The sequence below is a fragment of the Paraconexibacter antarcticus genome (assembly GCF_024220175.1).
Taxonomy (GTDB): domain Bacteria; phylum Actinomycetota; class Thermoleophilia; order Solirubrobacterales; family Solirubrobacteraceae; genus Paraconexibacter; species Paraconexibacter antarcticus.
In genome coordinates, this window is sequence record NZ_CP098502.1 from 405,965 (window position 1) to 429,532 (window position 23,568).

At 73.7% G+C, this 23,568-nt stretch carries 22 protein-coding genes; 13 read left to right on the forward strand and 9 right to left on the reverse strand.

Annotated elements, in window-relative coordinates; all coding sequences use genetic code 11:
• Position 1 precedes the first annotated feature (1 nt).
• The gene (locus tag NBH00_RS02075; RefSeq protein ID WP_254571698.1) at positions 2–1,075 is read left to right on the forward strand and encodes an endo-1,4-beta-xylanase; all 1,074 of its coding nucleotides are present in this window, start codon (positions 2–4) and stop codon (positions 1,073–1,075) included.
• 58 nt (positions 1,076–1,133) lie between these two features.
• On the opposite strand, the gene NBH00_RS02080 is transcribed toward NBH00_RS02075, so the two are convergent.
• On the reverse strand, positions 1,134–1,934 hold the full coding sequence (locus NBH00_RS02080; RefSeq protein ID WP_254571699.1) for a class I SAM-dependent methyltransferase: 801 nt from the start codon (positions 1,932–1,934) through the stop codon (positions 1,134–1,136).
• A 54-nt stretch (positions 1,935–1,988) separates the two neighbouring features.
• Between NBH00_RS02080 and NBH00_RS02085 the strand changes: the two genes are divergently transcribed.
• The 7 genes from NBH00_RS02085 to NBH00_RS02115 all read left to right on the forward strand — a co-directional run bounded on the left by NBH00_RS02085 (position 1,989) and on the right by NBH00_RS02115 (position 9,494).
• The gene (locus NBH00_RS02085; protein WP_254571700.1) at positions 1,989–3,962 is read left to right on the forward strand and encodes a neutral/alkaline non-lysosomal ceramidase N-terminal domain-containing protein; all 1,974 of its coding nucleotides are present in this window, start codon (positions 1,989–1,991) and stop codon (positions 3,960–3,962) included.
• A 493-nt stretch (positions 3,963–4,455) separates the two neighbouring features.
• A complete protein-coding gene (locus tag NBH00_RS02090; protein WP_254571701.1) occupies positions 4,456–5,559 on the forward strand; it encodes a hypothetical protein in 1,104 nt (367 codons plus the stop codon).
• A gap of 60 nt (positions 5,560–5,619) precedes the next feature.
• On the forward strand, positions 5,620–6,396 hold the full coding sequence (locus NBH00_RS02095; protein ID WP_254571702.1) for an ABC transporter permease: 777 nt from the start codon (positions 5,620–5,622) through the stop codon (positions 6,394–6,396).
• Complete coding sequence (locus NBH00_RS02100) at positions 6,393–7,181, forward strand: ABC transporter ATP-binding protein (RefSeq protein WP_254571703.1); 789 nt, start codon at positions 6,393–6,395, stop codon at positions 7,179–7,181. The genes NBH00_RS02095 and NBH00_RS02100 overlap by 4 nt, the downstream gene beginning before the upstream one ends.
• Complete coding sequence (locus NBH00_RS02105; protein WP_254571704.1) at positions 7,178–7,627, forward strand: hypothetical protein; 450 nt, start codon at positions 7,178–7,180, stop codon at positions 7,625–7,627. The genes NBH00_RS02100 and NBH00_RS02105 overlap by 4 nt, the downstream gene beginning before the upstream one ends.
• Entirely contained in the window at positions 7,624–8,691 is a 1,068-nt protein-coding gene (locus tag NBH00_RS02110) for a glycosyltransferase family 4 protein (protein WP_254571705.1), read from the forward strand. The genes NBH00_RS02105 and NBH00_RS02110 overlap by 4 nt, the downstream gene beginning before the upstream one ends.
• Before the next feature lie 47 nt (positions 8,692–8,738).
• Positions 8,739–9,494: a class I SAM-dependent methyltransferase gene (locus tag NBH00_RS02115; RefSeq protein ID WP_254571706.1), complete on the forward strand. Its 756-nt coding sequence runs from the start codon at positions 8,739–8,741 to the stop codon at positions 9,492–9,494.
• A 6-nt stretch (positions 9,495–9,500) separates the two neighbouring features.
• On the opposite strand, the gene NBH00_RS02120 is transcribed toward NBH00_RS02115, so the two are convergent.
• Together NBH00_RS02120 and NBH00_RS02125 are read right to left on the reverse strand one after the other, a co-directional pair.
• Positions 9,501–11,537, reverse strand: coding sequence for a hypothetical protein (locus NBH00_RS02120; protein WP_254571707.1), 2,037 nt, complete (start codon positions 11,535–11,537; stop codon positions 9,501–9,503).
• Entirely contained in the window at positions 11,450–12,268 is an 819-nt protein-coding gene (locus NBH00_RS02125; protein WP_254571708.1) for a WecB/TagA/CpsF family glycosyltransferase, read from the reverse strand. The genes NBH00_RS02120 and NBH00_RS02125 overlap by 88 nt, the downstream gene beginning before the upstream one ends.
• A gap of 77 nt (positions 12,269–12,345) precedes the next feature.
• On the opposite strand from NBH00_RS02125, the gene NBH00_RS02130 reads away from it, so the two are divergent.
• Both NBH00_RS02130 and NBH00_RS02135 read left to right on the forward strand, forming a co-directional pair.
• Positions 12,346–13,377 carry a glycosyltransferase family 4 protein gene (locus NBH00_RS02130; RefSeq protein ID WP_302182682.1) on the forward strand — a complete coding sequence of 344 codons (1,032 nt, stop codon included), beginning with the start codon at positions 12,346–12,348 and terminating at the stop codon, positions 13,375–13,377.
• The gene (locus NBH00_RS02135) at positions 13,374–14,357 is read left to right on the forward strand and encodes a glycosyltransferase family 2 protein (RefSeq protein ID WP_254571710.1); all 984 of its coding nucleotides are present in this window, start codon (positions 13,374–13,376) and stop codon (positions 14,355–14,357) included. Before NBH00_RS02130 ends, NBH00_RS02135 begins: the two co-directional genes overlap by 4 nt.
• Here NBH00_RS02135 and NBH00_RS02140 read toward each other — a convergent pair whose 3' ends face one another.
• Positions 14,358–15,572, reverse strand: a complete 1,215-nt coding sequence (locus tag NBH00_RS02140) for an oxygenase MpaB family protein (protein ID WP_254571711.1) — start codon at positions 15,570–15,572, stop codon at positions 14,358–14,360.
• Positions 15,573–15,670: 98 nt separating this feature from the next.
• On the opposite strand from NBH00_RS02140, the gene NBH00_RS02145 reads away from it, so the two are divergent.
• Positions 15,671–16,336: a TetR/AcrR family transcriptional regulator gene (locus NBH00_RS02145; RefSeq protein ID WP_254571712.1), complete on the forward strand. Its 666-nt coding sequence runs from the start codon at positions 15,671–15,673 to the stop codon at positions 16,334–16,336.
• Positions 16,337–16,342: 6 nt separating this feature from the next.
• Here NBH00_RS02145 and NBH00_RS02150 read toward each other — a convergent pair whose 3' ends face one another.
• From NBH00_RS02150 to NBH00_RS02165, 4 genes are all read right to left on the reverse strand, one after another.
• Positions 16,343–16,546, reverse strand: coding sequence for a hypothetical protein (locus tag NBH00_RS02150; protein WP_254571713.1), 204 nt, complete (start codon positions 16,544–16,546; stop codon positions 16,343–16,345).
• Between the two features lie 64 nt (positions 16,547–16,610).
• Positions 16,611–17,654 carry a glycosyltransferase family 4 protein gene (locus NBH00_RS02155; RefSeq protein WP_254571714.1) on the reverse strand — a complete coding sequence of 348 codons (1,044 nt, stop codon included), beginning with the start codon at positions 17,652–17,654 and terminating at the stop codon, positions 16,611–16,613.
• Positions 17,651–18,679: a glycosyltransferase family 4 protein gene (locus NBH00_RS02160; protein WP_254571715.1), complete on the reverse strand. Its 1,029-nt coding sequence runs from the start codon at positions 18,677–18,679 to the stop codon at positions 17,651–17,653. Before NBH00_RS02160 ends, NBH00_RS02155 begins: the two co-directional genes overlap by 4 nt.
• Positions 18,680–19,600 carry a hypothetical protein gene (locus NBH00_RS02165; RefSeq protein WP_254571716.1) on the reverse strand — a complete coding sequence of 307 codons (921 nt, stop codon included), beginning with the start codon at positions 19,598–19,600 and terminating at the stop codon, positions 18,680–18,682.
• Between the two features lie 42 nt (positions 19,601–19,642).
• Between NBH00_RS02165 and NBH00_RS02170 the strand changes: the two genes are divergently transcribed.
• Both NBH00_RS02170 and NBH00_RS02175 read left to right on the forward strand, forming a co-directional pair.
• Positions 19,643–20,704 (forward strand): glycosyltransferase family 4 protein, encoded by a 1,062-nt coding sequence (locus tag NBH00_RS02170; RefSeq protein ID WP_254571717.1) that lies wholly within the window; start codon positions 19,643–19,645, stop codon positions 20,702–20,704.
• Positions 20,697–21,971 carry a glycosyltransferase gene (locus NBH00_RS02175; protein ID WP_254571718.1) on the forward strand — a complete coding sequence of 425 codons (1,275 nt, stop codon included), beginning with the start codon at positions 20,697–20,699 and terminating at the stop codon, positions 21,969–21,971. Before NBH00_RS02170 ends, NBH00_RS02175 begins: the two co-directional genes overlap by 8 nt.
• Here NBH00_RS02175 and NBH00_RS02180 read toward each other — a convergent pair.
• Positions 21,961–23,568, reverse strand: a complete 1,608-nt coding sequence (locus NBH00_RS02180; protein ID WP_254571719.1) for a cellulase family glycosylhydrolase — start codon at positions 23,566–23,568, stop codon at positions 21,961–21,963. The genes NBH00_RS02175 and NBH00_RS02180 overlap by 11 nt on opposite strands.

Sequence of the window (23,568 nt, forward strand, 5' to 3'; positions counted from 1 at the left end):
CATGCTCCGCCGGCTGCGCCGCTGGTACGTCGCCCTGCCGGTGGTCCTCCTCGTCCTCGTGACGCTCGGCGCGATCGCCGCCCACCACGACTCGCTCAAGGGCCCGGACGCGAAGCCGCTGCCGGGGGAGTCGCTCCGCCGGCTCGCCGCCGCCCGCGGGATCCTGCTCGGCTCCGCCGCCGACGACACCGGGCTGAGGAACGAGCCCGGCTACCGCCACGACCTCGGCTCCCAGTTCGCCGCGCTGACCCCCGAGAACGCGATGAAGTGGGACGCGGTCGAGCCCAAGCGCGGCAAGCTGCAGTGGGGCGGCGCCGACCGCGCCGTCGACTTCGCGCAGCAACACGGGCTGAAGGTCCGCGGCCACACGCTCGTCTGGTACTCGCAGCTGCCGGGCTGGCTCAGCTCCGGCGGCTTCGACGCGCCGACGCTGCGCAGGCTCATGACCGCCCACATCGCGAAGGAGATGGGCCGCTACAAGGGCCGCATCCGCACGTGGGACGTCGTAAACGAGGCGATGGCCGACCAGAGCGGCCTGCGCAAGGGCCTGTGGCTCGACACCCTCGGGCCTTCGTACATCGCCGAGGCGTTCGCGGCCGCGCGCAAGGCCGACCCCGGCGCCCGCCTGGCGATCAACGAGATCGGCGCCGACGGCGTGAACGCGAAGTCCGACACCTACCTCAAGGTCGTCCAGGAGCTCAAGCGCCGCGGCCTCGTCGACGAGGTCGGCTTCCAGGCCCACTTCAACCTCAAGGGCGTCCCGCCGTCGATGGCGGCGAACCTCAAGCGCTTCGCCGACCTCGGCGTCGACATCGCGATCACGGAGGCCGACGTGAGCGTGAAGGACCCCGGCACGCCCGCGCAGCTCACCGCGCAGGCGAAGGTCTACGCGGACATCGTCCGCGTCTGCCGCTCGGTCCCCCGCTGCAAGGCCATCACCGTGTGGGGCTTCACCGATCGCCACTCGTGGATCCCGGACAGCTCACCCGGGTTCGGGAGCGCGACGCTGCTCGACGATCAGCTGCGGCCGAAGCCGGCGTTCACGGCGTTCCAGGACGCGCTGAAGGCGCCGTAGTCCGCGCAGCTGCCCGTGAGTGACAGCTCACCCGCGCGGAGCGGCGCTGAGCTGTCACTCACACCGTCGGCAGCGACGCGTGGTCGTCGAACGGCTTGCGGACGACGACGTCGGCCCGCGAGTAGAAGGCCATCCGCGTGCCGAACACGTGGTGGACGGGGCGGTCGAGCGTCGGGGCGAGCTCGTTGACCACCTGGTAGACGCCGGGGTTCGAGCCGTAGTCGTCCCAGACGATCATCCCGCGCGACGTGAGCATCTCGAGGGCGCGGGCGGTGTCGGAGCGGACGTACTCGTACGTGTGCGCGCCGTCGATGTAGACGAGGTCGATGCGGCCCGCGTACGGGCTGAAGTCGAAGGTCGCCGAGTCGCCCCAGAGCTGGGTGATGCGCGCCGCCTCCTCGGTCCCGTGGAAGGCCTCGCCGGTCTGCTCGCCGGGGCGGAAGAAGGCGTGGTCGTCGGAGCCCATCGTCAGCGCGACCGCGTCCGACGGCTTCTCCAGCGGGACGTCGAGCGTGTAGGCCTGCATCGAGGGGCAGTTGCGCACGACCGTCCACGTCGTGCGGCCGCGGTTGGTCCCGATCTCGAAGAACGTCTCGTACGAGAGGCCCTTCGCGAGCGCCGCGATGAGCATCCGCTGGTGGTCGTCGAGGTACCCGTCGACCGTCGCGTCCATGACGATCGGCAGCTCGCGCTTCTCGATGTTCACGACGCCGTCGGCGGCGAAGCGCTTGGCGATCGTCCACGCGTCGCGGACGACGTGGTGGCGGAACTCGTCGCGCCGCTCCCTCAGCCCCTTGGCGACCCCGCGCAGCGTGGGCACGAGCAGCTGCCGGTTGCGGCCCATCGTCGTGCGCAGCATCAGGTCCCGTCCGTCCGTCGCAAGGGGCGGGAGTCTAGACGTATGGTTGCGCGCATGAGATCGACACGGACCGTCGTCGCCACCGCCCTCGCCGGGCTCGCGACGCTCGTCGCCGCGGCCCCGTCCGCGGCCGCGACCCCGGGGCTCCTGCGCGCCGGGGCCGGCCAGGCGGACATCACGCCGCCGCAGACCGGCTACTACCTCGGCGGCTGGACCCGGGCGGACCGCCTCGCGCTCGGGCAGTCCACGCGCCTCTACGCGAACACCCTCGTGCTCCAGCGGGGGACGCGGAAGGTCGCGCTCGTCGCCGCGGAGGTCTTCGCGATCCCCGCCGGCCTGCAGGAGGACGTCGCCCGCGCGGTGTCCGACCTCGGCTACGACAAGACGACGGTCCTGCTCGCGGCCTCCCACACGCACTCCGGCCCCGGCGGCTTCGCGAACAACCCGACGTACAACACCGCCGCGCCGTCCCCGGCGACGGTGAGCGACCCCGCGTCCTTCGCGGAGTTCTTCAGCCCGCTGCCGGCCGACCCGACGCTCTACACGTTCCTCGTGAAGCAGATCGCGGCGTCGATCCGCCGCGCCGACGGGGACCGCGCCGCGGCCGCCGCCGGGTGGGCGAGGACGACGCTCACCGGCCTCACGCAGAACCGCTCGATCGAGGCGCACCTCGCCGACCACGGCATCCACGTCGCCACCGGGAGCGGCAGCGCGTCGATGGACCCGCTCGGCGTCGACGACACGATCGACCCCGAGGTCGACGTCCTCCGCGTCGACAAGCTCGTGCGGCGAGGCAGGAGGACGGTCCACGTCCCGATCGGCGCGTACTCGAACTTCGCCGACCACGGGACCGTCGTGCACTCCGAGAGCCAGGTCTACTCCGGCGATCACCACGCGGCCGCCTGGCGCGTGTTCGTCGACAAGGTCCGCAAGGCGTCGCCGGCCGTGCCGCGTACCCAGACGGTCGTCAACGTCTACCCCAACGGCGACGAGGGCGACCAGACCGCGGGCATCAGGCACGTGGGCATCGCCGCGGCGCGGATGGTCGGGTCGGTCGAGGCGGGGAAGATGTTCGACGCCTGGAAGGCCGCGGGCCGCACGCTGAGCCGGACGCCCGCCCTGGACGTGCGCTGGACGCGCTCGTGCTTCTGCGGGCGCGCGACGGCGACGGGGAACGTCGCGTCGAAGGGCGCTGAGGGGCTCGGCTTCCTCACCGGCTCGGAGGAGGGCCGCGGCCCGCTCTACGACCTGACCCACGTGTCGCTCGAGGGCAACAAGAACCCCATCGTCGACCCGGTCCAGGGGGACAAGTACGCGATCCCGGTCGGCGACCCGCCGCCCGCCGTCCCGCTCTCGCTCGTCCGCATCGGGGACGGCGTGCTCGTCGCGGTGCCCGGCGAGCCGACGAAGCAGGTCGGGACCCGGCTCCGCGCCGCGGTGCTCGCGCCGCTCGCGGGCAGCGGCGTCACCCATGCGGTCATCGCCGGCCTGGCGGACGACTACATCCAGTACATCACCACGCCCGAGGAGTACGGGGAGCAGTCCTACGAGGGAGCCTCGACGCTCTTCGGCCGCAGCGAGGCGACGTTCCTGCAGGAGCGGTACACCGAGCTCGCGACGCAGCTCGCGAGCGGGGCGCCGGCCACGCCGGCCTACGCCCTGGACCCCTCCTACGGAGTGAAGCCCGACGGGCCGGCCTACCCGGCGGGCGCCGCGTCCGGGTCGCTCACCGGCCAGCCGCCGGCGAGCGTCGCGCGCGGCGGGGACGTGCGCATCACCTGGTCCGGCGCGCCGCTCGGCCGCGACCGCCCCGTCGACAAGGCCTTCGTCCTCGCCCAGCGGCAGGTCCGCGGGCGCTGGCGGACGGTCGACTCGGACCTCGGCCTCCACATGCTCTGGCACGTGACCGACAAGGGCGCCTACGACCTCACGTGGTCGCCGCCCACGAGCGTCCCGGCCGGCACCTATCGGCTGATGGTGACCGCGCAGCGGTACGCGCTGACGACGCGGACGTTCGTGCTGGGGTAGCCGTTCCCGCGGAGACCCGCCGGCCGTCGGCCGCCCCGCCCACCAGACGCCGTCCATTTCCCCTGAGTGGAGTGGGGAGAAACGGACGGCCCGGGCGGCGGGGGGCGGCGTGGGCCGCGGGCGGCGGGGGGCGGCGTGGGCCGCGGGGGGCGGGGGACGGCCTGGGCCGCGGGGTACGGCCTGGGCCGCGGGCCGGACGCCGTCCATTTCCCCTGGGCCTGATCGGGGGATATGGACGGCCCACCTGTTTCGACGGCCTGGGCCGCGGGCCAGACGCCGCCCATTTCCCCCGAGTGGAGTGGGGAGAAACGGACGGCCCGGGCGACGGCCTGGGTCGCGGGCCGGACGCCGCCCATTTCCCCCGGGCCTGATCGGGGGAAATGGACGGCCCACCTGTCTGCGGCGGGTTTGCGGGCGGGCCTCGGCCACGGACGGTTCGCACCCGGCCGCCCGGCCTTGTGTTCGCGGTGCGGGAGGTCGATAAGCGGGGGCGATGCGCCGGCTGTGGGCCCTCCTCGTCGTGCTTCTCGCCTTCGGCGGGGCGTTCGTGCTCGCGCGCAGCCAGGCCTCCGACGCGCACCCGCAGGCGACCGCCCCCGCGGACGCTCGCAGCGCCCCCGGCGCCCCGACCACGCCGGCCCCGACCACGCCGGCCCCGACCCCGCCCGCCCCGACCACGCCGGCCCCGGCCGTCGCGGCGACCACGCCCGCCGGCATCAAGGCCACCGCGGCGGCCCGCCGGGCGCGGCCCAGGGTCGGCACCTGCCCCGTCCGCCCGGCGACGGACCCGTGGAACACGGACATCTCGCACGCCAAGGTCGACCCGAACTCCGCAGCGTACGTCGCCGCCATCGGCGCGAACCTCAGGCTCCACGCCGACTTCGGCTCCGGGCGGCAGGGCGACTACGGCATCCCGTTCTCCGTCGTCCCCGCGGGTCAGGCCGCGCGCCCGGTGCACTTCACCGCGTACGGCAGCGAGTCCGACCACGTCGCCTACCCGATCCCGCGCGCCGCGCTCGTCGAGGGCGGGAACGCCTCCACCGGCGACCGCCACGTCATCGTCGTCCGCGAGGGGGAGTGCAAGCTGTACGAGCTCTACAACGCCCACCGCGAGGGCGCGGGCTGGGCGGCCGACAGCGGCGCCGTCTTCGACCTGCGGCGGTCGACGCTGCGGCCCAAGGGGTGGACGTCGGCGGACGCGGCGGGGCTGCCGATCCTCCCCGGGCTCGCGCGCGCCGACGAGGCCGACCGGGGCGCGATCGACCACGCGCTGCGCTTCACGGTCCCGCGCACGCAGCGGGCGTACGTCCCGCCGGCGCGGCACTTCGCCTCGAGCAGCGCCGACCGCAGCCTTCCGCCGATGGGGCTGCGCCTGCGGCTGAAGGCGTCGTTCGACCGCGCCCGCTACCACGGGCAGGCCCGCGTCATCCTCGACGCGCTCGCCCGCTACGGGATGATCGTCGCCGACAACGGGAGCCCCTGGTACCTCTCCGGGACGCCCGACGCGCGCTGGCACGACGGCGACCTGAACCAGCTCAAGACCGTCCCCGGCAGCGCCTTCGAGGTCGTCCGGCCCGCGTCGATCACGCGGGGCTGAGCGACCGCCCGCCGACCCCGGCCGCGCGGAACGCCGCCGGTACGCGACAATCCGCGGCGGATGGCCGAGCTGAAGCGCTACCGCTACCTCTTCGAGCAGATGGTCCGGAGGGAGCTGCGGCAGAAGTACCAGGGGTCCGCGCTCGGCGTGGCGTGGTACATCGTGAACCCGCTCGTGCTGACGGGCGCCTACTACTTCATGTTCGGCGTCGTCTTCACGCAGACCAAGCACGCCGACTACCCGCTGTTCCTCATGGTCGGGCTCGTCGTGTGGATCTTCTTCAGCCAGGCGCTGATGAGCGCCGCGCCGTCGCTGCTGGACCAGGGCGCGCTCATCCGCAAGGCGCCGTTCCCGCGCGAGACGATCCCCGCCGCGGTCGTCACCGTCCAGATGGTCACGTTCCTCGTCGTCCTCGGGCTCGTCGCGGTCGTGACGCTCGTCTTCCGCGGCTCGTTCTCCGTGTGGCTCGTGCTGCTGCCGGTCGTGCTCGCCGCGCTCTACGTCTTCGTCCTCGGGCTGAGCCTCGCCGTCGCCGTCCTGCACGCGCACTTCCGCGACGTCGCGCCGATCCTCAGCGCCGCGCTGCTGCCGTGGTTCTTCGTCTCGCCGATCTTCTTCGCGCCCGGCGACATCACCGACAAGGCGACCGCGAAGTTCGTCATGGAGTGGGTCAACCCGGTCGCCCCGTTCATCGAGGCGATCCGCCGGGTCGTCTACGACGGCCACGCCCCGAGCGTCGCGGGGCTCGCGTACGTCGTCCTCATCGCGGCCGCCGCGCTCGCGATCGGACGGACGCTGTTCGGCCGGCTGCAGTCGGAGCTGGCGGTCATCGTATGAGCGCGGCAAAGACCCTGCAGCCCGGCGAGATCGTCCTCGACCACGCGTCGCGCGCGTTCTCGATCCGCGCCGACCGCGGGGGGACGCTGAAGGAGCTGCTGCTGCGGCGGCGCTCGGACGGGCCCGCGCCGATCCAGGCGCTCGCCGACGTCACGCTCCACATCCCGCCGGGGCAGACGGTCGGGATCGTCGGACGCAACGGGGCCGGCAAGTCCTCGACGCTGAAGGTCCTCGCGGGGATCGTCCCGCTCGACTCCGGGAGCGTCGACATCGGCGGGCGCATCGTCTCGCTGCTCGAGCTCGGCGCGGGCTTCGGCCGCGACTTCTCCGGCCGCGAGAACATCCTCCTCGGCGGCGCGCTCCACGGCTTGAGCAAGGCCCAGATCGAGGAGAAGCTCGACGACATCATCGCCTTCTCCGAGCTCGGTGACTTCATCGACGTGCCCGTCAAGACGTACTCCAGCGGCATGTACGTCCGGCTCGGGTTCGCGATCGCCGCGCACCTGGACGCCGACGTGCTGCTCATCGACGAGGTGCTGGCCGTCGGCGACGAGGCCTTCCAGCGCAAGTGCGAGGCGCGCATCGCCGGCCAGGTCGAGAAGGGCGCGACGCTCGTCCTCGTCTCCCACGATGCGGCCCTCATCGAGCGGACCTGCGAGCGGGTCGTCGTCCTCGACGGCGGCCACGTCGTCTTCGACGGGCCGTCCGCCGAGGGCATGGAGTACTACCACCGGCAGATGAACACGCCGACGCCGGCGTCGATCGCCGAGGCGGGCGGGCCGTGATGCGCCCCGAGGACGCCGTGCCCGCCGCGCGCGAGGCCGCCACCGCCGCGAAGGCCCGCGGCGAGTACGACCTCGACCTCAGCGGCTTCGCGATCGCGCCGACCGACCGCGTCTCGGTCGAGCAGCTCATGGAGTGGGCGGTCATCGAGCCCGACGAGAGCTACATGCGCTCGACCCGCCGCTTCGGCGCACCGATCACGTGGCTGAAGAAGCTCCTCCTCCGCGGGCTGCAGCAGCACTTCAACCAGCTGACGATGCTCCAGGCGCGCTACAACCTCCACCTCCTCGTCCGGCTCACCGAGCTCGAGGACCAGGTGCGCGACCTCGAGTGGGAGAACGCGTCGCTGCGGCGGAGGGTCGGCGGCGAGACCGCCGTGCGGACGGAGGATCGCGCCCCGGGCGCCCCGGGCGCTGCGGGCGCGACCGACGGCCCGGCACGCGCGTGATCGTCCACCAGATCCTCTCGGGCGCGGGCCCCGTCGACGCCGTGACCTCGCAGGCGCGCGTCTTCCGCCGCCTGTTCGGCGAGTGGGGGTGGCAGGGCACCGACGTCGCCTGGCACATCGACCCGCGCGTCGCCGGCGAGATCCATCCGCTGAAGACGCTCGACGCCGGCCCCGACGACCTGCTGCTCATCCACTACTCGGCCTACGCGCCGCGGCTGCGGACGATCATCGAGGCGCCGCAGCGCAAGGTCCTGCTGAGTCACAACGTCACGCCGGCGCGCTGGTTCTGGGATTACGAGGCCGGCATCGCGGTGCAGTGCGCGCTCGGCCGCCGGCAGCTGCCCGAGTACGCGGAGAAGGCGGACGTCGTCGCGGGCGTCTCGCTGTACAACGCCCAGGAGCTGGGCTCCGACCGGGTCGTCCCGATCCTCTTCGACCCGGCCCCGCTCGGGCCTGCCGCGTCGCTCGGCGCGCTCGCCGCCGGGGACGCCACCCGCCGCGCCGGCGGAGCGCAGCCGACACTGCTCTTCGTCGGGCGCATCGCGCCGCACAAGCGTCAGGACGAGCTCATCCGGCTGCTCGCGCTGCTGCGCGCGCACCGCCTCCCCGACGCACGCCTCGTCCTCGTCGGCGAGCCGATGACCGACGTCTACCTCGACGCGCTGAAGGCGCTGGCGGACGACCTCGTCCCCGGTGCGGTCGAGTTCCGCCACGGCCTGACGCCGCGCGAGCTCGGGCAGGCCTACGCGGACGCCGACGTCTTCGTCTGCCTCTCCGAGCACGAGGGCTTCTGCATCCCGCTGCTGGAGGCCTTCCACGTCGGCACGCCGGTCGTGAGCCGGCCGTCCGGCGGCATCCCCGAGGTGGCCGCGACCGCCGCGCTGCTCACCGACGACCGCGACCTCGCCGTCGTGGCGGAGCTCGTCACGCTGGCGGTGGAGGACGCCGAGCTGCGGGCGTCGCTGCGCGAGCGGGGCCGCGAGCGCCTCGGCCACTACGGGCACGACAGCACCGCCGCGGCGCTGCGGGCGCTGCTCGAGCACACCGCCGCGCTGCGGCGGTAGGGCAGGCCGCGAGGCCGCCCGGCGACCCTTCCAGATACCTTCCGCCCATGGACGATCTCGAGCAGCGGGTGGCCGATCACCCGGGCTGGTACCACGCGCTGGACCTCCCCGGGGGGATCGTCACGCCCGGCTACTGCGACCTGCGGCGGTTCGCGCCCGAGGCGCTTCCGGTCTCGCTGCAGGGCAAGCGCTGCCTCGACGTCGGCACGTTCGACGGCTTCTGGGCCTTCTCGATGGAGGCCTGCGGCGCCGACGAGGTCTTCGCGCTCGACCTCCCGGACGGCACCCAGGCCGACTGGCCGCCGAACACCCGCGAGGCGAACCTCAAGGCGAGCCAGGCGAGCGGCCTCGAGTGGGGGTCCGGCTTCAAGCTCGCCCACGAGGCGCTCGGTTCATCCGTCAAGCGGGTCGAGGGCAACATCTACGACCTGCGGCCCGAGTGGACCGACGGCCCGGTCGACCTCGTCCTCTGCGGGACGATCCTCCAGCACCTCCGCGACCCCACGGGGGCGCTCGAGCGGATGTTCCACACGCTCGCGCCCGGCGGGACGCTGCTCATGATCGAGGCCTACTCGGTCCAGCTCAGCCGGACCCATCGCAAGCTCCCCGTCGCCGAGTTCCGCCCGCCGGCCGAGGGCTCGCAGTTCACCTGGTGGATCCCGAACCTCGCGCTGCTCCGGGGCTGGGCGACGACCGCCGGCTTCGTCGAGGCTCCCGGTGGCGAGGTCGTCAAGCACCGCCCGCTGCGAGGCGCGGCCAAGGGCGATCAGGTCGCGCGCCTGACGTTCACGCGGCCGGCGTAGGGGCGCCTACGCCCCGCCGAACACCTGTTTGGTCACCGTCTCGACCATCGCCTGCGAGCAGTGGTCGACGCCCGGCGTGCGCGGGTTCTCGCGGTAGAGCGTGTAGGCGTCGATCCGCTGCACGGGCGCCCCGATGGCGTCCGCCGGCCGCGGTGCGTCCTTCGGCGTGAGGATGTACTCGGCCTTGCGCGAGGTCTGCACGTGCGGGTAGTTCGTCCCCAGCAGCGGGTGCTGTGAGCAGAGCGGCTGCCCGTGGAGCATGAACGCCGTCCAGTTCTGCTCCTGCGGGTCGACGTCGAGGCGGATCGAGTGGCCGGGCGGCAGTGCGCGGTCGATGGCCTGGAGCTGCAGGACGGTCTTCGGCAGCTCGTCGAAGGTCGAGCCGATCTCGTGCGCGGCGGCGCTCATCGCCATCGTCCCGAGCAGCACCGCCCCGATGATGCCGGCGCGCAGCGGCCTGACCTTCGCCGCGCCCGCGGCGACGAGCGCGAGGATGAGCGGCCCGACGAACGCGAGCAGCTTGAAGTGGAAGTAGTAGCCGTACTGCCGCGCCCGGAACCACAGCGTGAAGGCGGCGGTGAAGATGAGCAGCGCGACGAGGCCGCGGCGCAGCGGCCGGTCGAGCGAGCGCAGCGTCAGCCACGCCGCGTACGCCATCGGCAGCGCGAAGACCGCGAGGCCCGCGAAGTTGTTCAGCCCGAGGAACTGCGGCTCGGCGAAGTAGCCCTTCAGGTCACCGCCCCAGTTCGCGAGGGTGTGGTTCGGGTTGAGCACGACCGACGCCGCGGTCGACATCTTCTCGCTGACGCCCTTCAGCGGCGGGACCGAGAAGGCCATCAGGACGACGAACGCCGCCGGCACCATCCACAGCAGCGACCGCGGGCCCTTCCAGAGGTCCTTCGGCCGGCGGGCCTTCACCTCGGGCCACAGCACGACGGCGAGCGGCAGCAGCGGGATCGGCGCGGCGAGCGGGTAGGCGAACGTCAGGATCGCCAGGAACATCGCCAGCAGGACGAGGCCGCCCTTCGTCCGCTCCTTCACCGCCCACCACGAGAGCACGCACGCGAACGACAGGCCGAAGAAGCCCCACGTCTGGTTGAAGTACGGGTGCATGACCGTATGGAGGACCATGCGGTCGAGGCCGACGTACGCCATCGCCGCAACCGCCGCCCACAGCGGGGCTCTGAGCAGCTCCCGCGCGAAGAGGAAGAAGCCCACCGCGGCCATCGCGAGCAGGATCGCGGCGACCGTCGAGATCGTCTCCCACACCTTGAGCCCGGAGAGGGACGAGGCGGCCGCGAGCGTGTAGTAGATCGGCTGCTTGGATCGCCAGACCAGCGGCACGCGGTCGACCGGCTCCTGGATCGCCGAGCTCGTCGGGTAGTGGCTCTTGAGGAAGATCGCGGTGCCGACGGCCAGGTGGGCGTCCTGCCCCTGGCCCTCGACGGTCGCAAAGCCCGCGCGGAAGAGCGGGATGAGCGCGACGGCGATGAGCAGGACGGCGATGTACGCCGGCCAGGCCGCGCGACGCACCGCGGCGCGGGGGCGGGGATCGGTGTCGCCGGGCGCGGCGGACTCGGCGTCCGGCTCACCGATGACCGGCCGGGCACGGCGGAGGGCGTAGGCGCTCAGCACCGCGCCGAGGGCGATCACGAGGGCGAGGTTCGCCCTGTAGGGGACGGCCGCGAAGCCGAGGACCGTCATCGACAGCGCGGTCGTGCAGGCGCCTACGGGCGCGACCCACAGCAGCTCGTACCGCCGCAGCCGCGAGGGCAGCAGCAGCCGCGTCACCCCGAAGCCGGTGACGAGGAAGAGGCCGAGCGTCGCCGCGGCGGCGCGCGTCAGCTCGGGCAGGGCCTGGGTGCCGACGACGCCCGCGTTCTTCGCGAGCTTGATCGCGAGGAACGCCGCGAGGACGGCGAGGAGCGGCTCACGCCGCCGTGACGCCCAGGCGGTCAGCCGTGCGCCGCGTGCCGGTGGCCGCGGGCCTGGGCCATCACCCGACTGACGAAGACGGGGTTCCCGAGGAGGTACCGCCGCCACATTCGGTTCGGTTCGATCGCGAGTCGGAAGATCCATTCGAGGCCATTGTCCGCCAACCAGGCCGGTGCGCGCGGCACGCGTCCGGAGACGTAGTCGAAAAGGGCGCCCACGGTCCACAGGACATCGGTGTCGAGCTCGTCGGCGTGACGCTGCACCCACTGCTCCTGCTTCGGCGAGCCCATGCCCACGAGGACGATGTCGGGGCGGCGCGCGTTGATGTCCTCGACGACGCGCTGGTCGTGCTCGGAGCCGAGCTCGAAGTAGCCGTGGTGCGTGCCCGCGATGCGCAGCCGCGGGTACCAGCGGTGCAGGCGCTCGGCGGCCTCGGCGGCGACGCCGGGGTCCGACCCGAGCAGGTAGATCGAGAGCTCGGCGGTCTCGCAGAGCGAGGACAGGCCCCAGACCCAGTCGGCGCCGGTCATGCGGTGGGGGACCTCCGCCTCCATCGCCTTCGCGGCGAGGCGGACGCCGTATCCGTCGCAGTACACGAGGTCGGCGTTCACGAGCGCGTCGTGCAGCTCCGGGTTCTCCTGCGACTGGTTCAGCACGTGTGCGTTGACGTACATGACCCGCCGCGCACCGCGTCGCTCGCCGGCCCAGCTCGTGATCCGCTCGAGCAGGTCGGCCGGCCGGCCGAGGTCGATCGGGATGTCGAAGATCTTTGACGTGCCGCCCTCATGGGCGGTGGCACGGGTCGTCGTGAATCCGGCTGCGTCGTCGATGACTGACATCTTCCTACTCCCTGCCCCTTGGCCCTCGGTACCCCGACCGGAACCGCGGACTATGGCGCACGTAACCTGTGCGCGCAATGTCGAATCCGCCGCCAGTTGTACTGGATGCCCGGGACGGGTATGCCGCCCCCCTCCGGGGGTGGGGCCGGTACGCGCACGAGCTCGCGGAGCGGCTCCCGAAAGACCTCGTTACGGTGTATCGCGGTGTGCTGCCCGGACCGCAGGTGCTGGCGGAGCAGGTCGCGTTGCCGCTCGTCGCGCTGCGGTCCGGCGCACGGGTCGTCCACGCACCGAACTGCTTCCTGCCGCTGGTCCGGCGCGGGGCCGGTGTGGTGACCGTCCACGACCTGGCCTTCGAGGCGTTCCCGGACGACTTCTCGCGGCGTACCGGGACGAAGTACCGGTGGATCACGCCGCGGGCGGTGCGCAGCGCCGACCGGGTGATCGCCGTGTCGCAGGCGACGGCGGACGACCTGGCGGTGCGGTACGGGGTGCCGTCCGCGAAGGTCCGGGTGATCCCGAACGCGCCGTCGCTGCCGTTCGGGGACGCGCCGCTGCCGGCCGTTGCCGCCGGGGACGGGACGCCGTACCTGCTCTGCGTCGGCGACCTGCGGGCGAAGAAGAACCTTGCGCGGGTCGTGGCGGCGTGGTCGGCGCTGCGGGCGTCCGGGGAGTTCGCCGGCCGGCTCGTCATCGCGGGCCAGGGGGACGTCGGGGCGCTCGGCCTGGCCGCCGGGTCGCCGCTGCCGCCCGGCCTCGTCGTGACGGGCTACCTGGACGACGCGTCGCTCGACGCCACGATGCGCGGGGCCGCCTGCGTCGTGCACGCGTCGCTGTACGAGGGGTTCGGCCTTGTCGTCGCCGAGGCGATGGCGCGTGGGGTGCCGGTCGCGATCGCGGATGCGACCGCGCTGCCCGAGGTCGCCGGCGACGCGTGCGAGGCGTTCGACCCGCTCGACGCCGAAGCGATCGCGGCGGCGGTCCTGCGCGCGGTCGCGCCGGCGCGGTCGGCGGAGCTCGCGGTCCTGGGACGCGCGCGGGCCGCGACCTTCTCGTGGGACGCGAGCGCGGCCGCGACCGCCGACGTCTACCGGGAGCTGCTGCCGTGAGCGCGTCGACCGTCATCCTCGTGCTGAGCGTCGACGAGGCCCCGCTGCTGCAGTCCTGCCTGCCCGCCGCGCTGGCCCAGCCGGACGCGCGGGTCGTCGTCATCGACAACGCGTGCAGCGATGGGACGGTGGCGCTCTGCGCGTCGCTCGGGGTCGAGGCCGTCGCGACGGGCGAGCGGCTGTCGTACGCCGCGGCGATGAACGTGGGGCTGCGCGCGGTCGGGGTGGACGGCGCGGGAGAGGACCGGCCGAGTGTCGTCCTCCTGCTCAACGCCGACTGCGTCATCGACGACGGGTTTCTCGCCGCCGCGCTGCCGCGGCTCGCGCAGCCCGGGATCGGCTCCGTCGCCCCCAAGCTCATCCGCGCCACGGGCCCCGAGGTCGCCGACCGCCTCGACGTCATCGACACGGTCGGGATGTTCGTCGACCGCCGGCGCAAGAACGGCCTCGTCGGCCACGGCGAGCCCGCCTCCCGCTACGCGATCGGACGCGAGGTCTTCGGCGGCGACGGCGCCTGCGTCCTCTACCGCCGTGAGGTCCTCGATCGCTGCGCCGTCGACGGCGAGGTCTTCGACGAGGACATGGCGCTCTGGGCGTCGGACGTCGACCTTGCGTGGCGTGCGCAGGTGCTGGGCTGGAGGGCGTTCTACGAGCCCGCCGCGGTGGGCTGGCATCAGCGCTTCTACTCGCCGACGACCCGCAAGTCCGTGAGCGAGGCCCACCGCCGGCTCCAGTTCCGCAACCGCTACCTGATGATGCTCAAGAACGACACCGCCGGCAGCCTGCTGCGGGACCTGCCGTGGGTGCTGGGCTACGAGGTGCTGGCGCTCGGGCACGTGTTGCTGCGCGAGCGGTGCCTGCTCGGGGGCTACCGGGAGGCCTGGGAGTTGCGAGGCGGGGCGCGGCGGCGGCGGGGGGCGGTGCAGGCGCGGCGGGTCGGAGAACGGCGGATCGGATTCGGCGTGCGGGCAGCGGCGTAGTCACGCGGCGAGCGCGGGCTCGGCGTCGGCCTCCTCGGGCCCCAGCGGCACCTCCGGTGCCCGCCCCTGCGCCAGCACCCTCCGCACGAGCGCCCGCTCCACCGTCCCGACCCGTTCGCCGCCGCCGAGCAGTCCCGTCCGCATGACGAGCCCACGGGCCACCGACACCGGTCGCACGAGGACGGCCGCGTGGGTGAGCGGCGAGTGCCCGACGCCGAGGGTGTCGGCCATCTCGTCGCCCATCCAGCGTCGCGTGAAGCCGACCATGAGGTGCGTGTTGGCGGCGGTCGCCGGGCCGCGGACGGGCGACGGGAGGATCTGGATGATCGGCGCGGGCCGGTCGAGGAGCGCGCGCATGAGACGGGGCCCGTCCTCGTTCGGTCCGCTGTCGATCGCGAGGGCGGCCCGGACCTGGCGACGCGCCTCCGCGTAGCCGGACGGGGCGAGCGCGGCCGGCACGCCCATGACGGTCGCGATCCACGCCCAGAGGTGGGTCATGTCCTCGAGCTCCTCACGCGAGTAGTGGACGCCGAGGTCGTGCATCGCGTCCAGGTGGATCGTGAGGAAGCCGCCCATCGCCGTCGAGGCGGCGTCGCTCGCGCTGATCGGGACGCCCCAGTCGGCGACGTCCCAACCGCCCGCCTCGAGGAGGTGGCGCCGCACGAGCGCGTGGACGAGCCGGACGCGGAGCGAGCTCGCGTGCCCCTCGGCGCCGGGCAGCATGCCGCCCGGCGTGGTGACGGCGAGCACCCAGCGGGCCGTCTCGGCGATGCGCCGCGGGACCATCTTCTCCAGGCGCCCGGTGGCCGCGAGGGGCCGCGAGAGGCTCGCGCTCTGGTAGCCGTACGCGAGCGCCCCGCAGGTCAGCGAGAGCGACAGCGCTCCGGCGCCCGGCCGCCAGTACGCGACCGCGCCGCGGTGCAGGCGCTCGGGGTCGACCCAGCTGGGAAGCGTGCAGGCCGGATCGAGGACGGCGGCGAGCTCGGCCGGGGCGTCGTCCGGGAGCGCCGCGGTCCCGTGCGTGAGCGCCTGGTCCAGCAGGCGCCAGCCCGAACCGCCGGGGAGCCGGCGGAACGCGGTCACCAGCGCGTCCGCCGCCGGGTCCGCCTCGAAGCACCCGGCGACGACCCGGTCGACGAGGTCCCGCCCGTAGGTCTCGCGCGCGGCGTCGACGTCGCGAAAACGGCCGGCCTGCTCGTGCGGTGTGCGGTCCATCGGTGCTCCTCGGAACGGGGGAGAACAGGCAACGGCTGTTACCTCATGGCACGGTAGCACTCGGCAACGCCCGTTGCCAGACCTGCGAGAATGGGCCGGTGACCACCGCGCCCACCGGCCGCTACGCCGGCTCCAGTGCCGCCGAGCGCAAGGCCGAGCGCCGCGCCCGGCTGCTCGGCACGGCGCTCGAGCTGCTCGGCACCGAGGGCTGGGCGGGGACGACCGTCCGGTCGGTCTGCGCCCACGCAAAGCTCAACCCGCGCTACTTCTACGAGTCGTTCGCCGACCTCGACGCGCTCGTGATCGCGCTCTTCGACGAGGTCGCGCTCGATACGTCGCGCGCGCTCCTGGCCGCCGCGGCGGACGCGCCCGCCGGCGACGCCGCGGCGGCCGCACGGGCGGCCATCGGCACGTTCATCACCCACGTCACCGACGACCCGCGGATCGCCCGGGTCCTCTTCGCCGAGGCGCTCGGCAACGAGGCGCTCGCCCGGCGCCGCCTCGACGCGATGCACGAGATGTGGGGCATCCTCGCGACCTTCGGCCGCGGGTACTACGGCGAGGGAACCGAGACCGACCCGATCGCCGACGTCGCCGCCGCGCTTCTCGTGGGCGGCATGACCGAGCTGCTGCTCGCCTGGCTCGACGGACGCCTCGCGCTCACGCGCGAGCAGCTCATCGACGACGTCGCCGCGCTGTTCGTCGTCACCGCGGAGGGGGCGGTGGCGATCGCGCGGGGACGGGCGGCCAAGCACCGGCCGTAGGCGCCGCTACCGGGGGTCGACCTGGCCGGAGGGCTTCGCGACGGTCCGGTGCGCGACCGGTGGGCGACGGCGCACGAGCACCGGCCCGGCGTGGTTCCCGATCCCGCGGAGGACCCACGCGTCGCGAGTGAGCGAGTGGCGGAAGAACGGCGTGAGGAGGCGGAGTGTCGTGCCGCTGACGGGGTGGCGCGTTCGGGGTGTTGCGCGCATATGGCGAGCCTACGGCGTCGGCGTGCGAGACCTGACATCCGGCCGCACGTCGTTCAGACGACGGTCAGGCTTTCCCCGCGGCCGCCCGGTAGACCGCCCACGTCTCACGCGCGGCATCGAGCCACGTGAACGCCGGGGGTGCCGGCGCCGGACGCGTCGCGACCGAACCGGCGGCGACGAGCCCCGCCAGGTCGTCCTGCGCCACGAACGTCGCCCGGTCCCCCAGCACCTCCCGCAGCGCGGGCACGTCGCACGCCACCACCGGCGTCCCACACGCCAGCGCCTCGACCGTCGGCAGGCCGAAGCCCTCGTCGTCGGACGGGAACACCAGGGCCCGTGCCCCCGTGTAGATCGCGGCGAGCTCGTCGTCGGTCACGTGGCCGGTGACCGTGATGCCCTCGCGCGTGCCGAGCTCCTTCGCCCACTCCTTCGCCGGCCCGACGAGCACCAGGGGGACATCGCGCGGCGTGTCGGCCAGCGCAGCGACGCGCTTGCGCGGGTCGGGATGCTCCATGCCGCCGACCCAGACGAGGTAGCTCCCGGGCAGCTTGTAGCGCGCACGCACGGTCGCGACCTCGCCGAGGGGCCGCGGGTACATCGCCGCGACCGGCGCCTCGGAGATGACGACGATGCGCTCCTCCGGGATGCCGAGCTGCTCGACGGCATCGACGGCGACCGCCTGCGTGGGCACGATGACCCGCTGCGCGCGGGCGACCGCCGCGTACCGCAGGCGGAACCGCACCCCGGTGCGCAGGTACTCGGCGCGGCGCTTGAGCGGCACGAGGTCGTGCAGCGTCACGACCTGCGGCACCGACGAGCGGACGGCGGCCCCGTCGATCCACGGCGAGTGGTAGACGTCGACGCCCCGCGGGCGGTGCCCCTCGACGATCTCGTCCCCGGGCGCCGCGGTCTCGCGGAGCGCCGGGAGCAGGCTGCGGACGTAGCGCCCGATCCCGCGGGGGTCGCTCGCCGCCCGGCTGTCGAAGCCGATCCGCAGCCCGTCAGGGTGCGCGGCACGGCTGGCGCGGCGCTCGCGCCGGCGCCGCGCGCGGTCGTCGCGGAGCTGGTGCTCCTCGGTGACCGGCGCCGTGACCTCGGACTCCCTCACGGACGGATCAGCGCCTCGACCCGGTCGGCGTACGCGTCGGCCCCGAAGCGTCGCGCGGCCACCCGGGCGGCCGCGCTCATCGCCGCCCGGTCGCCCAGCACGCGCAGGACGCCGGCCGCGAGCTGGTCCGGTGAGCCCGGGTCGACGAGCACGCCGGTCACGCCGTCCTCGACGACCTCGGCGAGGCCCCCGACCCGCGTCGCCACGACGGGGGTGCCGACCGCCATCGCCTCACTGAGCACCGTGCCGAACGGCTCCTGGTGCGACGGGGCGACGAGCACGTCGAGGTGCCGCATGACGCCCGGCGCGTTCGCGACCCAGGGCAGGTGCTCGACGCTCGTCGCGGCGCGGACCTCCTCGAGGTAGCCCGGATCGCTGTCGTACGGGTCGTCGCCCATGACGATGATGCGCACGCCGGGCAGCGCCTCGCGCAGCGCGGGCGCCGCGCGGATGAGGTCCATCACGCCCTTGCGCGGCTCGATGCGCCCGACGAAGCCGACGATCGGCCCGGCGGGGACCGCGCTGCCGTTCGTCCCGTGCATGAGCTCGGGCCACGGCGCGATCGCCGGCGGCGGGTCGAGCTCGACCGGGCAGTGGACGACGTGGGCGTGCAGGCCGTCGAGCCGGTCGGCGACCGCCTGCGAGTCGGCGAGGACGACCTTCGCGTGGTGCCAGTGCCGCGGGACCCGGTCGACGATGTCGTGCACGTGGAGGACCGTGTGGTGATGGCGGAGCGCCGGAAGGAGCCGTCCGCAGACCGTCGAGTTGAGGTAGACGACGTCGTGCTCGCGGGCGAGGCGCAGCGCTCGCGGCCACGCGGCGACCGCCCGCGCGCCCTCGCCGGCGCCGAGCCCGCCGACGTCGAGCTTCACGTGCCGGAAGCCCTCCTCGGTGAGCGGACCGTCGTCGCCCGGCGTGCTCATCGTCACGTCCCAGCCGCGGTCGCGCAGGCGCTGCGACAGCCGCAGGAAGCCCACCTCGGCACCGCCGGGGTGATCGACCGGATGCACGCCGAGCAGCCGCATTCAGCGCACCGGCTCCACGTCGTGCCTCGCCGCCACGTCCCCGCGCGCGGCGGCGAAGAACGCGCGGATCTCCTCCTCCGGCGCGACCGGGTCGTTCTTCACGCTGTGGATGATGGCGAACCCGCGCGCCTTCAGCGCGGGCGGCCGGTCCGGGAGCCCGCGATGGGACAGCCCGAAGACCGCCGGCAGGTCGCGCAGGCCGAAGCCGCAGGCGCGCGTCATCGCGCCGAGCACCATGTCGTCGCCGAGGCGGGCCTGCAGCCACCGCGACGGGTCGGCGAGCCAGCCGCGGGCCTCGAGCGTGGCGATGAGCGGCGCGGAGACGACGCAGCCCGCGGCGATGCAGTGCTCGCCGGGGACGTAGCCACGGGCGGCCGCGGCGTCGAGCACGCCGCGGATGCGCGGGTCGGCGGGCCGGACCCACCAGGGGCGGCGCGGCGGGCGGCGCCAGGCCCAGACGGGCCGGCGGTGGCGGGCGACCTCGGCGCCGATGGCGCGGACGTCCCGCACGTCGCCGTTGCACGTGCGGTGGCAGGAGCCGAGGAGGCCGTCGGCCGGCTGCAGCGCGTCCTCGATCCGGGTCGCGAACGGGCCGATGACGAGCGCGTCCGCGTCGAGGCGCAGGACCCAGGCACCGGGGCGGTGGGCCGCGCACCAGGCCAGGGCGGCGAGTGTCCCGGCCGTCGTCGCGCCGAGCGTCGGGATGCCCCGGCCGCGACGTGGGTTCGGGACGACGTGGACGGTGAGGCCGGCCGGGGCGGGCCAGGTTCGCGGCGCCGGGTCGCGGCCGCCCTCGTCGTCGACGACGAGCACGTCGCGGGCGGCGGGCTCGTGCGCGGCGAGCGCCTGCAGCAGATCGGTGACCCGGTCCCGGTCGGTGGTCCCCGCGGCGGCGAGGATGGCGACGACGAAGGAGGGCACCGCGGGTCAGCCTAGTGCCAATAGCCTCCGGGATCCTGAACGATGCGCGTCCTCGTCGACACGACCTTCGCCCTCCGCGGCCCGACCGGCACCGGCGTCTACCTCGCCCGGCTGCTCGACGAGCTCCCGAGGCTCGGCGTCGAGGTCGTCGAGGCGCAGAACGAGGCCCGCCGCGCGCCGGCCGGCGGGGGCTGGCGCAGCGGGCTGAACCTCGGCGTCGACACGTGGTGGACGAGCGTCGAGCTGCCGCGGCGGGCGCGCGCCGCGCGAGCCGACCTCATCCACCATCCGCTCCCGGCACGCTGCCCGGTCGCGCCGGTGCCGCAGGTCGTGACCGTGCACGACCTCGCGTTCGAGCGGGTGCCGGAGTGCTTCGATCCGGTCTTCCGCCGCTTCGCGTCGGTGACGCACCGCGCCGCCGCCCGCCATGCGGAGGCGGTCATCTGCGTCTCGCGGACGACGGCGCTCGACGTCCGCGCGCGGTGGGGCGTGCCCGAGGAGCGGATCGTCGTCGCCCGCCACGGGCCGGGGCAGGAGGTCGACACGAGCCGCCCGCGGCCGGGGGCGGCCCACTTCCTCTACATCGGGGATGACGAGCCGCGTAAGAATCTGCCCCTGCTGCTCGAGGCGCATCGTGCGCTCCGCGCGATGTCGCAGACGGCCGTGCCGCCGCTCGTCCTGGCCGGGACGGTCGACCCGCTCATCGCGAGCGGCAGCGCCGACCGCGACGGGCACGGACGCGCGGTGCGGCTCGTCGACCGGCCCGAACCCGAGGCGCTCGCCACGCTGCTGGCCGACGCGGTCGCGCTCGTCCTGCCGAGCCTCTTCGAGGGCTTCGGCCTGACGGCGCTGGAGGCGATGGCCGCGGGGGTCCCGGTCATCGCCGCGCGGTCACCCGGGCTCGTCGAGACGTGCGGCGACGCGGCGCTCTACGCGAACCCCCACGACGCGAACGACCTCGCCCACGTGCTGGACCGCGTCGCGGGGGATGCGGCCCTCCGCCGCGACATGTCGGAGCGCGGGCGCCGTCACGCCGCGGAGTTCAGCTGGGCACGGGCCGCGCGTGCCCACGTGCAGGCCTATAACCTCGCGCTCGATGGCTGACGGTCCCACCCCTGCCGACGGCGCCTGCACCCCTGCGTCGTCGCCACCCGGCCCCCCGGTCCGCCCCCTGCGCGTGGCCATTCTCGGGACGCGCGGCATCCCCGCCTCGTACAGCGGGTTCGAGACGGCGGCCGAGCAGCTCGCGAGCCGGCTCACCGCCAAGGGGCACGAGGTCATCGTCTACTGCCGCCCGCACGTCGTCGACCGGCGGCTGAAGGAGTGGAAGGGCGCGCGCCTCGTCCACATCCCGACGGTCCGCAACAAGTACCTGGACACCTTCACGCACACGTTCCTCTCGGCGGTGCACGCGGCGCGCACGCTCAAGCCCGACGTCGCGCTCTTCTTCATCGCCGGCAACTCGCCGATGTGTCTCATCACACGCGCCGCCGGCATCCCGACGGTCATCAACGTCGACGGCCTCGACAGCGACCGCTCGAAGTGGCCCGCGATCGCGAAGGGGTACCTGCGCTTCGCCGAGCGTCAGTCGCCGCGCTGGGCGGACACCGCGATCACCGACAGCCACGCCGTCGCCGAGATCTTCGCCGAGCGCTACGGCCGGCGGATCGGGGTCGTCCCCTACGGCGTCGAGGACCCGGGCTACGAGGGCACCGAGACCCTCGACCGCCTCGGCCTCGAGCCCGACAAGTACATCCTCTTCGTCGGGCGCCTCGAGCCCGAGAACAACCCGCACCTGCTCGTGGACGCCTTCGCGCGCATCCCCGAGGCGAAGGCCAAGGGCATGAAGCTCGTCATCGTCGGCGGCGCGCCCTACGCCGACGAGTACATCCGCCAGGTCCGCCGCAAGGGCGACCCGCGTGTCCTCTTCCCGGGCTACATCTTCGGGCAGGGCTACTGGGAGCTGCAGAAGCACGCCTACGTCTTCTGCGCCCCGACCGAGGTGGGCGGCACGCACCCCGTGATCCTCGAGGCGCTCGCCTCGGGGAACGCCGTCCTCGTGAACGACCACGCGCCGAACGTCGAGACGGTGGGGGACGCGGGCCTGACGTTCAGCGGGAAGGAGGGCGTGCCGTCGCTGACGGCGCAGCTCGAGCGGCTGCTGGCCGAGCCCGAGCTCGTCGCCGAGCTGCGGCTGAAGGCCCGCGAGCGGGCGAAGCGCTACTCGTGGGCGGCCGTGACGGATCAGTACGAGCAACTGCTCCGGCGGGCGGTCGATGCGGGTGGGCCTGGGCCGCTGCCGCCGGAGCTGGTGCACCGCGACGAGCCCTCGCAGGTCGCGGTACCGCCGACGTCCGGGCCTACCGCCTGACGGAGAACGCCACCGACCGCGACCGCCACACGTGCCCGGTCGCGTCCTTCCACGCCAGCCGCACCGCACCGCTGCCCGGCACGCCGATGGTGTGGAGGATGTAGTGGCGCCTGCCCTTGGTCTTCAGCGAGCCGAGGCGGCGGTACTTCTTCCCCTTCTTCGTCCGGTACTCCACCGTCACGCGTACGGCCTTGCCCGCCGGCGCGACCCGCGGCGTGCCCCAGATCTGCAGGCGACGGGACTTCCCCACGACGCGCTTGGGCAGGTAGATCGCCATCGCGTACGCGGCGTACGAGGGCTTCTTCACGCCGGCGGCGGTCATGAGCCCGGTCTGGAAGGTCGAGCCGAAGGGGTCCTTCCCCGGCACGGGCTTGTCGTCGACGAGCAGGAACTGGGAGAGCGTCTTCACGTAGCGCGACCTGTACGCCCGGTACTCGGCCTCGTTGTCGTACGCGGCCTGCTGGCCGGGCGTGACGCCCGTGGGGTCGGGCGGGTCGGTCTGGTAGCCGAACTCGGTGAGGTAGAGCGGGACGTCCTTGCCCTTCTTCGGCAGCGGCTGGCGGTAGCGCTGGTAGATGCGGCGGAGGATGCGCTCCATGTCGTCGAGGTTCGCGATCGTCACCGCGTCGGTGCCGGTGGGGCGGGTGTGCGGGCTGAAGAAGAGCTCGTACGGGTGGGTCGCGTAGCCCGTGGCCTGGAAGAGCGCCGGGTGCTGGGCCGGGAAGTCCGCCAGCGCGTTGGGCCCGACCGGGCAGCTGCGGATCTGGGCGGAGGTGCCCTTGTAGGCCTGCAGGTGGTCGTCGAGGCAGTAGAGCTGGCGCAGGAAGCGCAGCGCCGCGATCGGCCGCGACTCGCCCTTGACGTTCAGGCCCTTGGGGGCGGTATCGCCGATGAGGATCGTGTCGCCGGCGTGCCCGGTGCTCTGCAGCGCGGTCCACGCGTTGTCGACGAGGCCGCGGTAGATGATCGGGGACGTCTCGACCCAGGCGTTCTTGCCGCGCGGGTCGCGGCTCCACTGCGGGGTGAGCCACCCGCCCTGGTTCGGCTCGTTCCAGATCGACCAGTAGCGGACCTTCGGCAGCGCGACGCCGCCGACGAGGTAGTTGCCGTCGTAGCGGACGCCGAGCGCGTGCACGAAGTCCCCGAACTCCTTGCGGTTCGGGTCGAACGTCTTGTCGAGCTCCGGGCGGTCGGGGGTGCCGGTCGCCCAGTTCGGCGCGGGCGAGGTGACGTTGAAGTTCACCGCGATGTGCCGCTCCTGCGCGAGCTTCACGATCTGGTCGTACTTGTCCCACGCGGCCTGCGAATAGGCGGCGGGGTTGCTCGCGTCGAACGCCGGCATCGTCGGCGCGTCCGGATCGGGCGCGATCTGCTTCCAGAAGACGCTGACGCGGATGCGGTCCACGCCGAGCAGCTGGAGCGTGTCCATCGCCGACCGCGTGCCGTCGGGGGTGTTGAAGATGAGCTGGTTGTCGTCCTGGAACATCGACTCGAGGTTCGAGTCGGCGTGGGCCGCGGGCGCGGCGACGCCCAGGGCGGCGGTCAGCGCGACGAGACAGGTCGCGGCGTTCTTCAGGAGCTGAGAGCGTGCAGGCAT

Bases quoted from the DNA above. Each gene is read 5' to 3' on its own strand.
- NBH00_RS02140 (WP_254571711.1), bottom strand. From the start codon at position 15,572: ATGGACCGCACACCGCACGAGCAGGCCGGCCGTTTTCGCGACGTCGAC.
- NBH00_RS02115 (WP_254571706.1), top strand. From the start codon at position 8,739: ATGGACGATCTCGAGCAGCGGGTGGCCGATCACCCGGGCTGGTACCAC.
- NBH00_RS02150 (WP_254571713.1), bottom strand. From the start codon at position 16,546: ATGCGCGCAACACCCCGAACGCGCCACCCCGTCAGCGGCACGACACTC.
- NBH00_RS02080 (WP_254571699.1), bottom strand. From the start codon at position 1,934: ATGCTGCGCACGACGATGGGCCGCAACCGGCAGCTGCTCGTGCCCACG.
- NBH00_RS02130 (WP_302182682.1), top strand. From the start codon at position 12,346: ATGTCGAATCCGCCGCCAGTTGTACTGGATGCCCGGGACGGGTATGCC.
- NBH00_RS02160 (WP_254571715.1), bottom strand. From the start codon at position 18,679: ATGCGGCTGCTCGGCGTGCATCCGGTCGATCACCCCGGCGGTGCCGAG.
- NBH00_RS02180 (WP_254571719.1), bottom strand. From the start codon at position 23,568: ATGCCTGCACGCTCTCAGCTCCTGAAGAACGCCGCGACCTGTCTCGTC.
- NBH00_RS02075 (WP_254571698.1), top strand. From the start codon at position 2: ATGCTCCGCCGGCTGCGCCGCTGGTACGTCGCCCTGCCGGTGGTCCTC.
- NBH00_RS02175 (WP_254571718.1), top strand. From the start codon at position 20,697: ATGGCTGACGGTCCCACCCCTGCCGACGGCGCCTGCACCCCTGCGTCG.
- NBH00_RS02090 (WP_254571701.1), top strand. From the start codon at position 4,456: ATGCGCCGGCTGTGGGCCCTCCTCGTCGTGCTTCTCGCCTTCGGCGGG.
- NBH00_RS02100 (WP_254571703.1), top strand. From the start codon at position 6,393: ATGAGCGCGGCAAAGACCCTGCAGCCCGGCGAGATCGTCCTCGACCAC.
- NBH00_RS02125 (WP_254571708.1), bottom strand. From the start codon at position 12,268: ATGTCAGTCATCGACGACGCAGCCGGATTCACGACGACCCGTGCCACC.
- NBH00_RS02170 (WP_254571717.1), top strand. From the start codon at position 19,643: ATGCGCGTCCTCGTCGACACGACCTTCGCCCTCCGCGGCCCGACCGGC.
- NBH00_RS02085 (WP_254571700.1), top strand. From the start codon at position 1,989: ATGAGATCGACACGGACCGTCGTCGCCACCGCCCTCGCCGGGCTCGCG.
- NBH00_RS02095 (WP_254571702.1), top strand. From the start codon at position 5,620: ATGGCCGAGCTGAAGCGCTACCGCTACCTCTTCGAGCAGATGGTCCGG.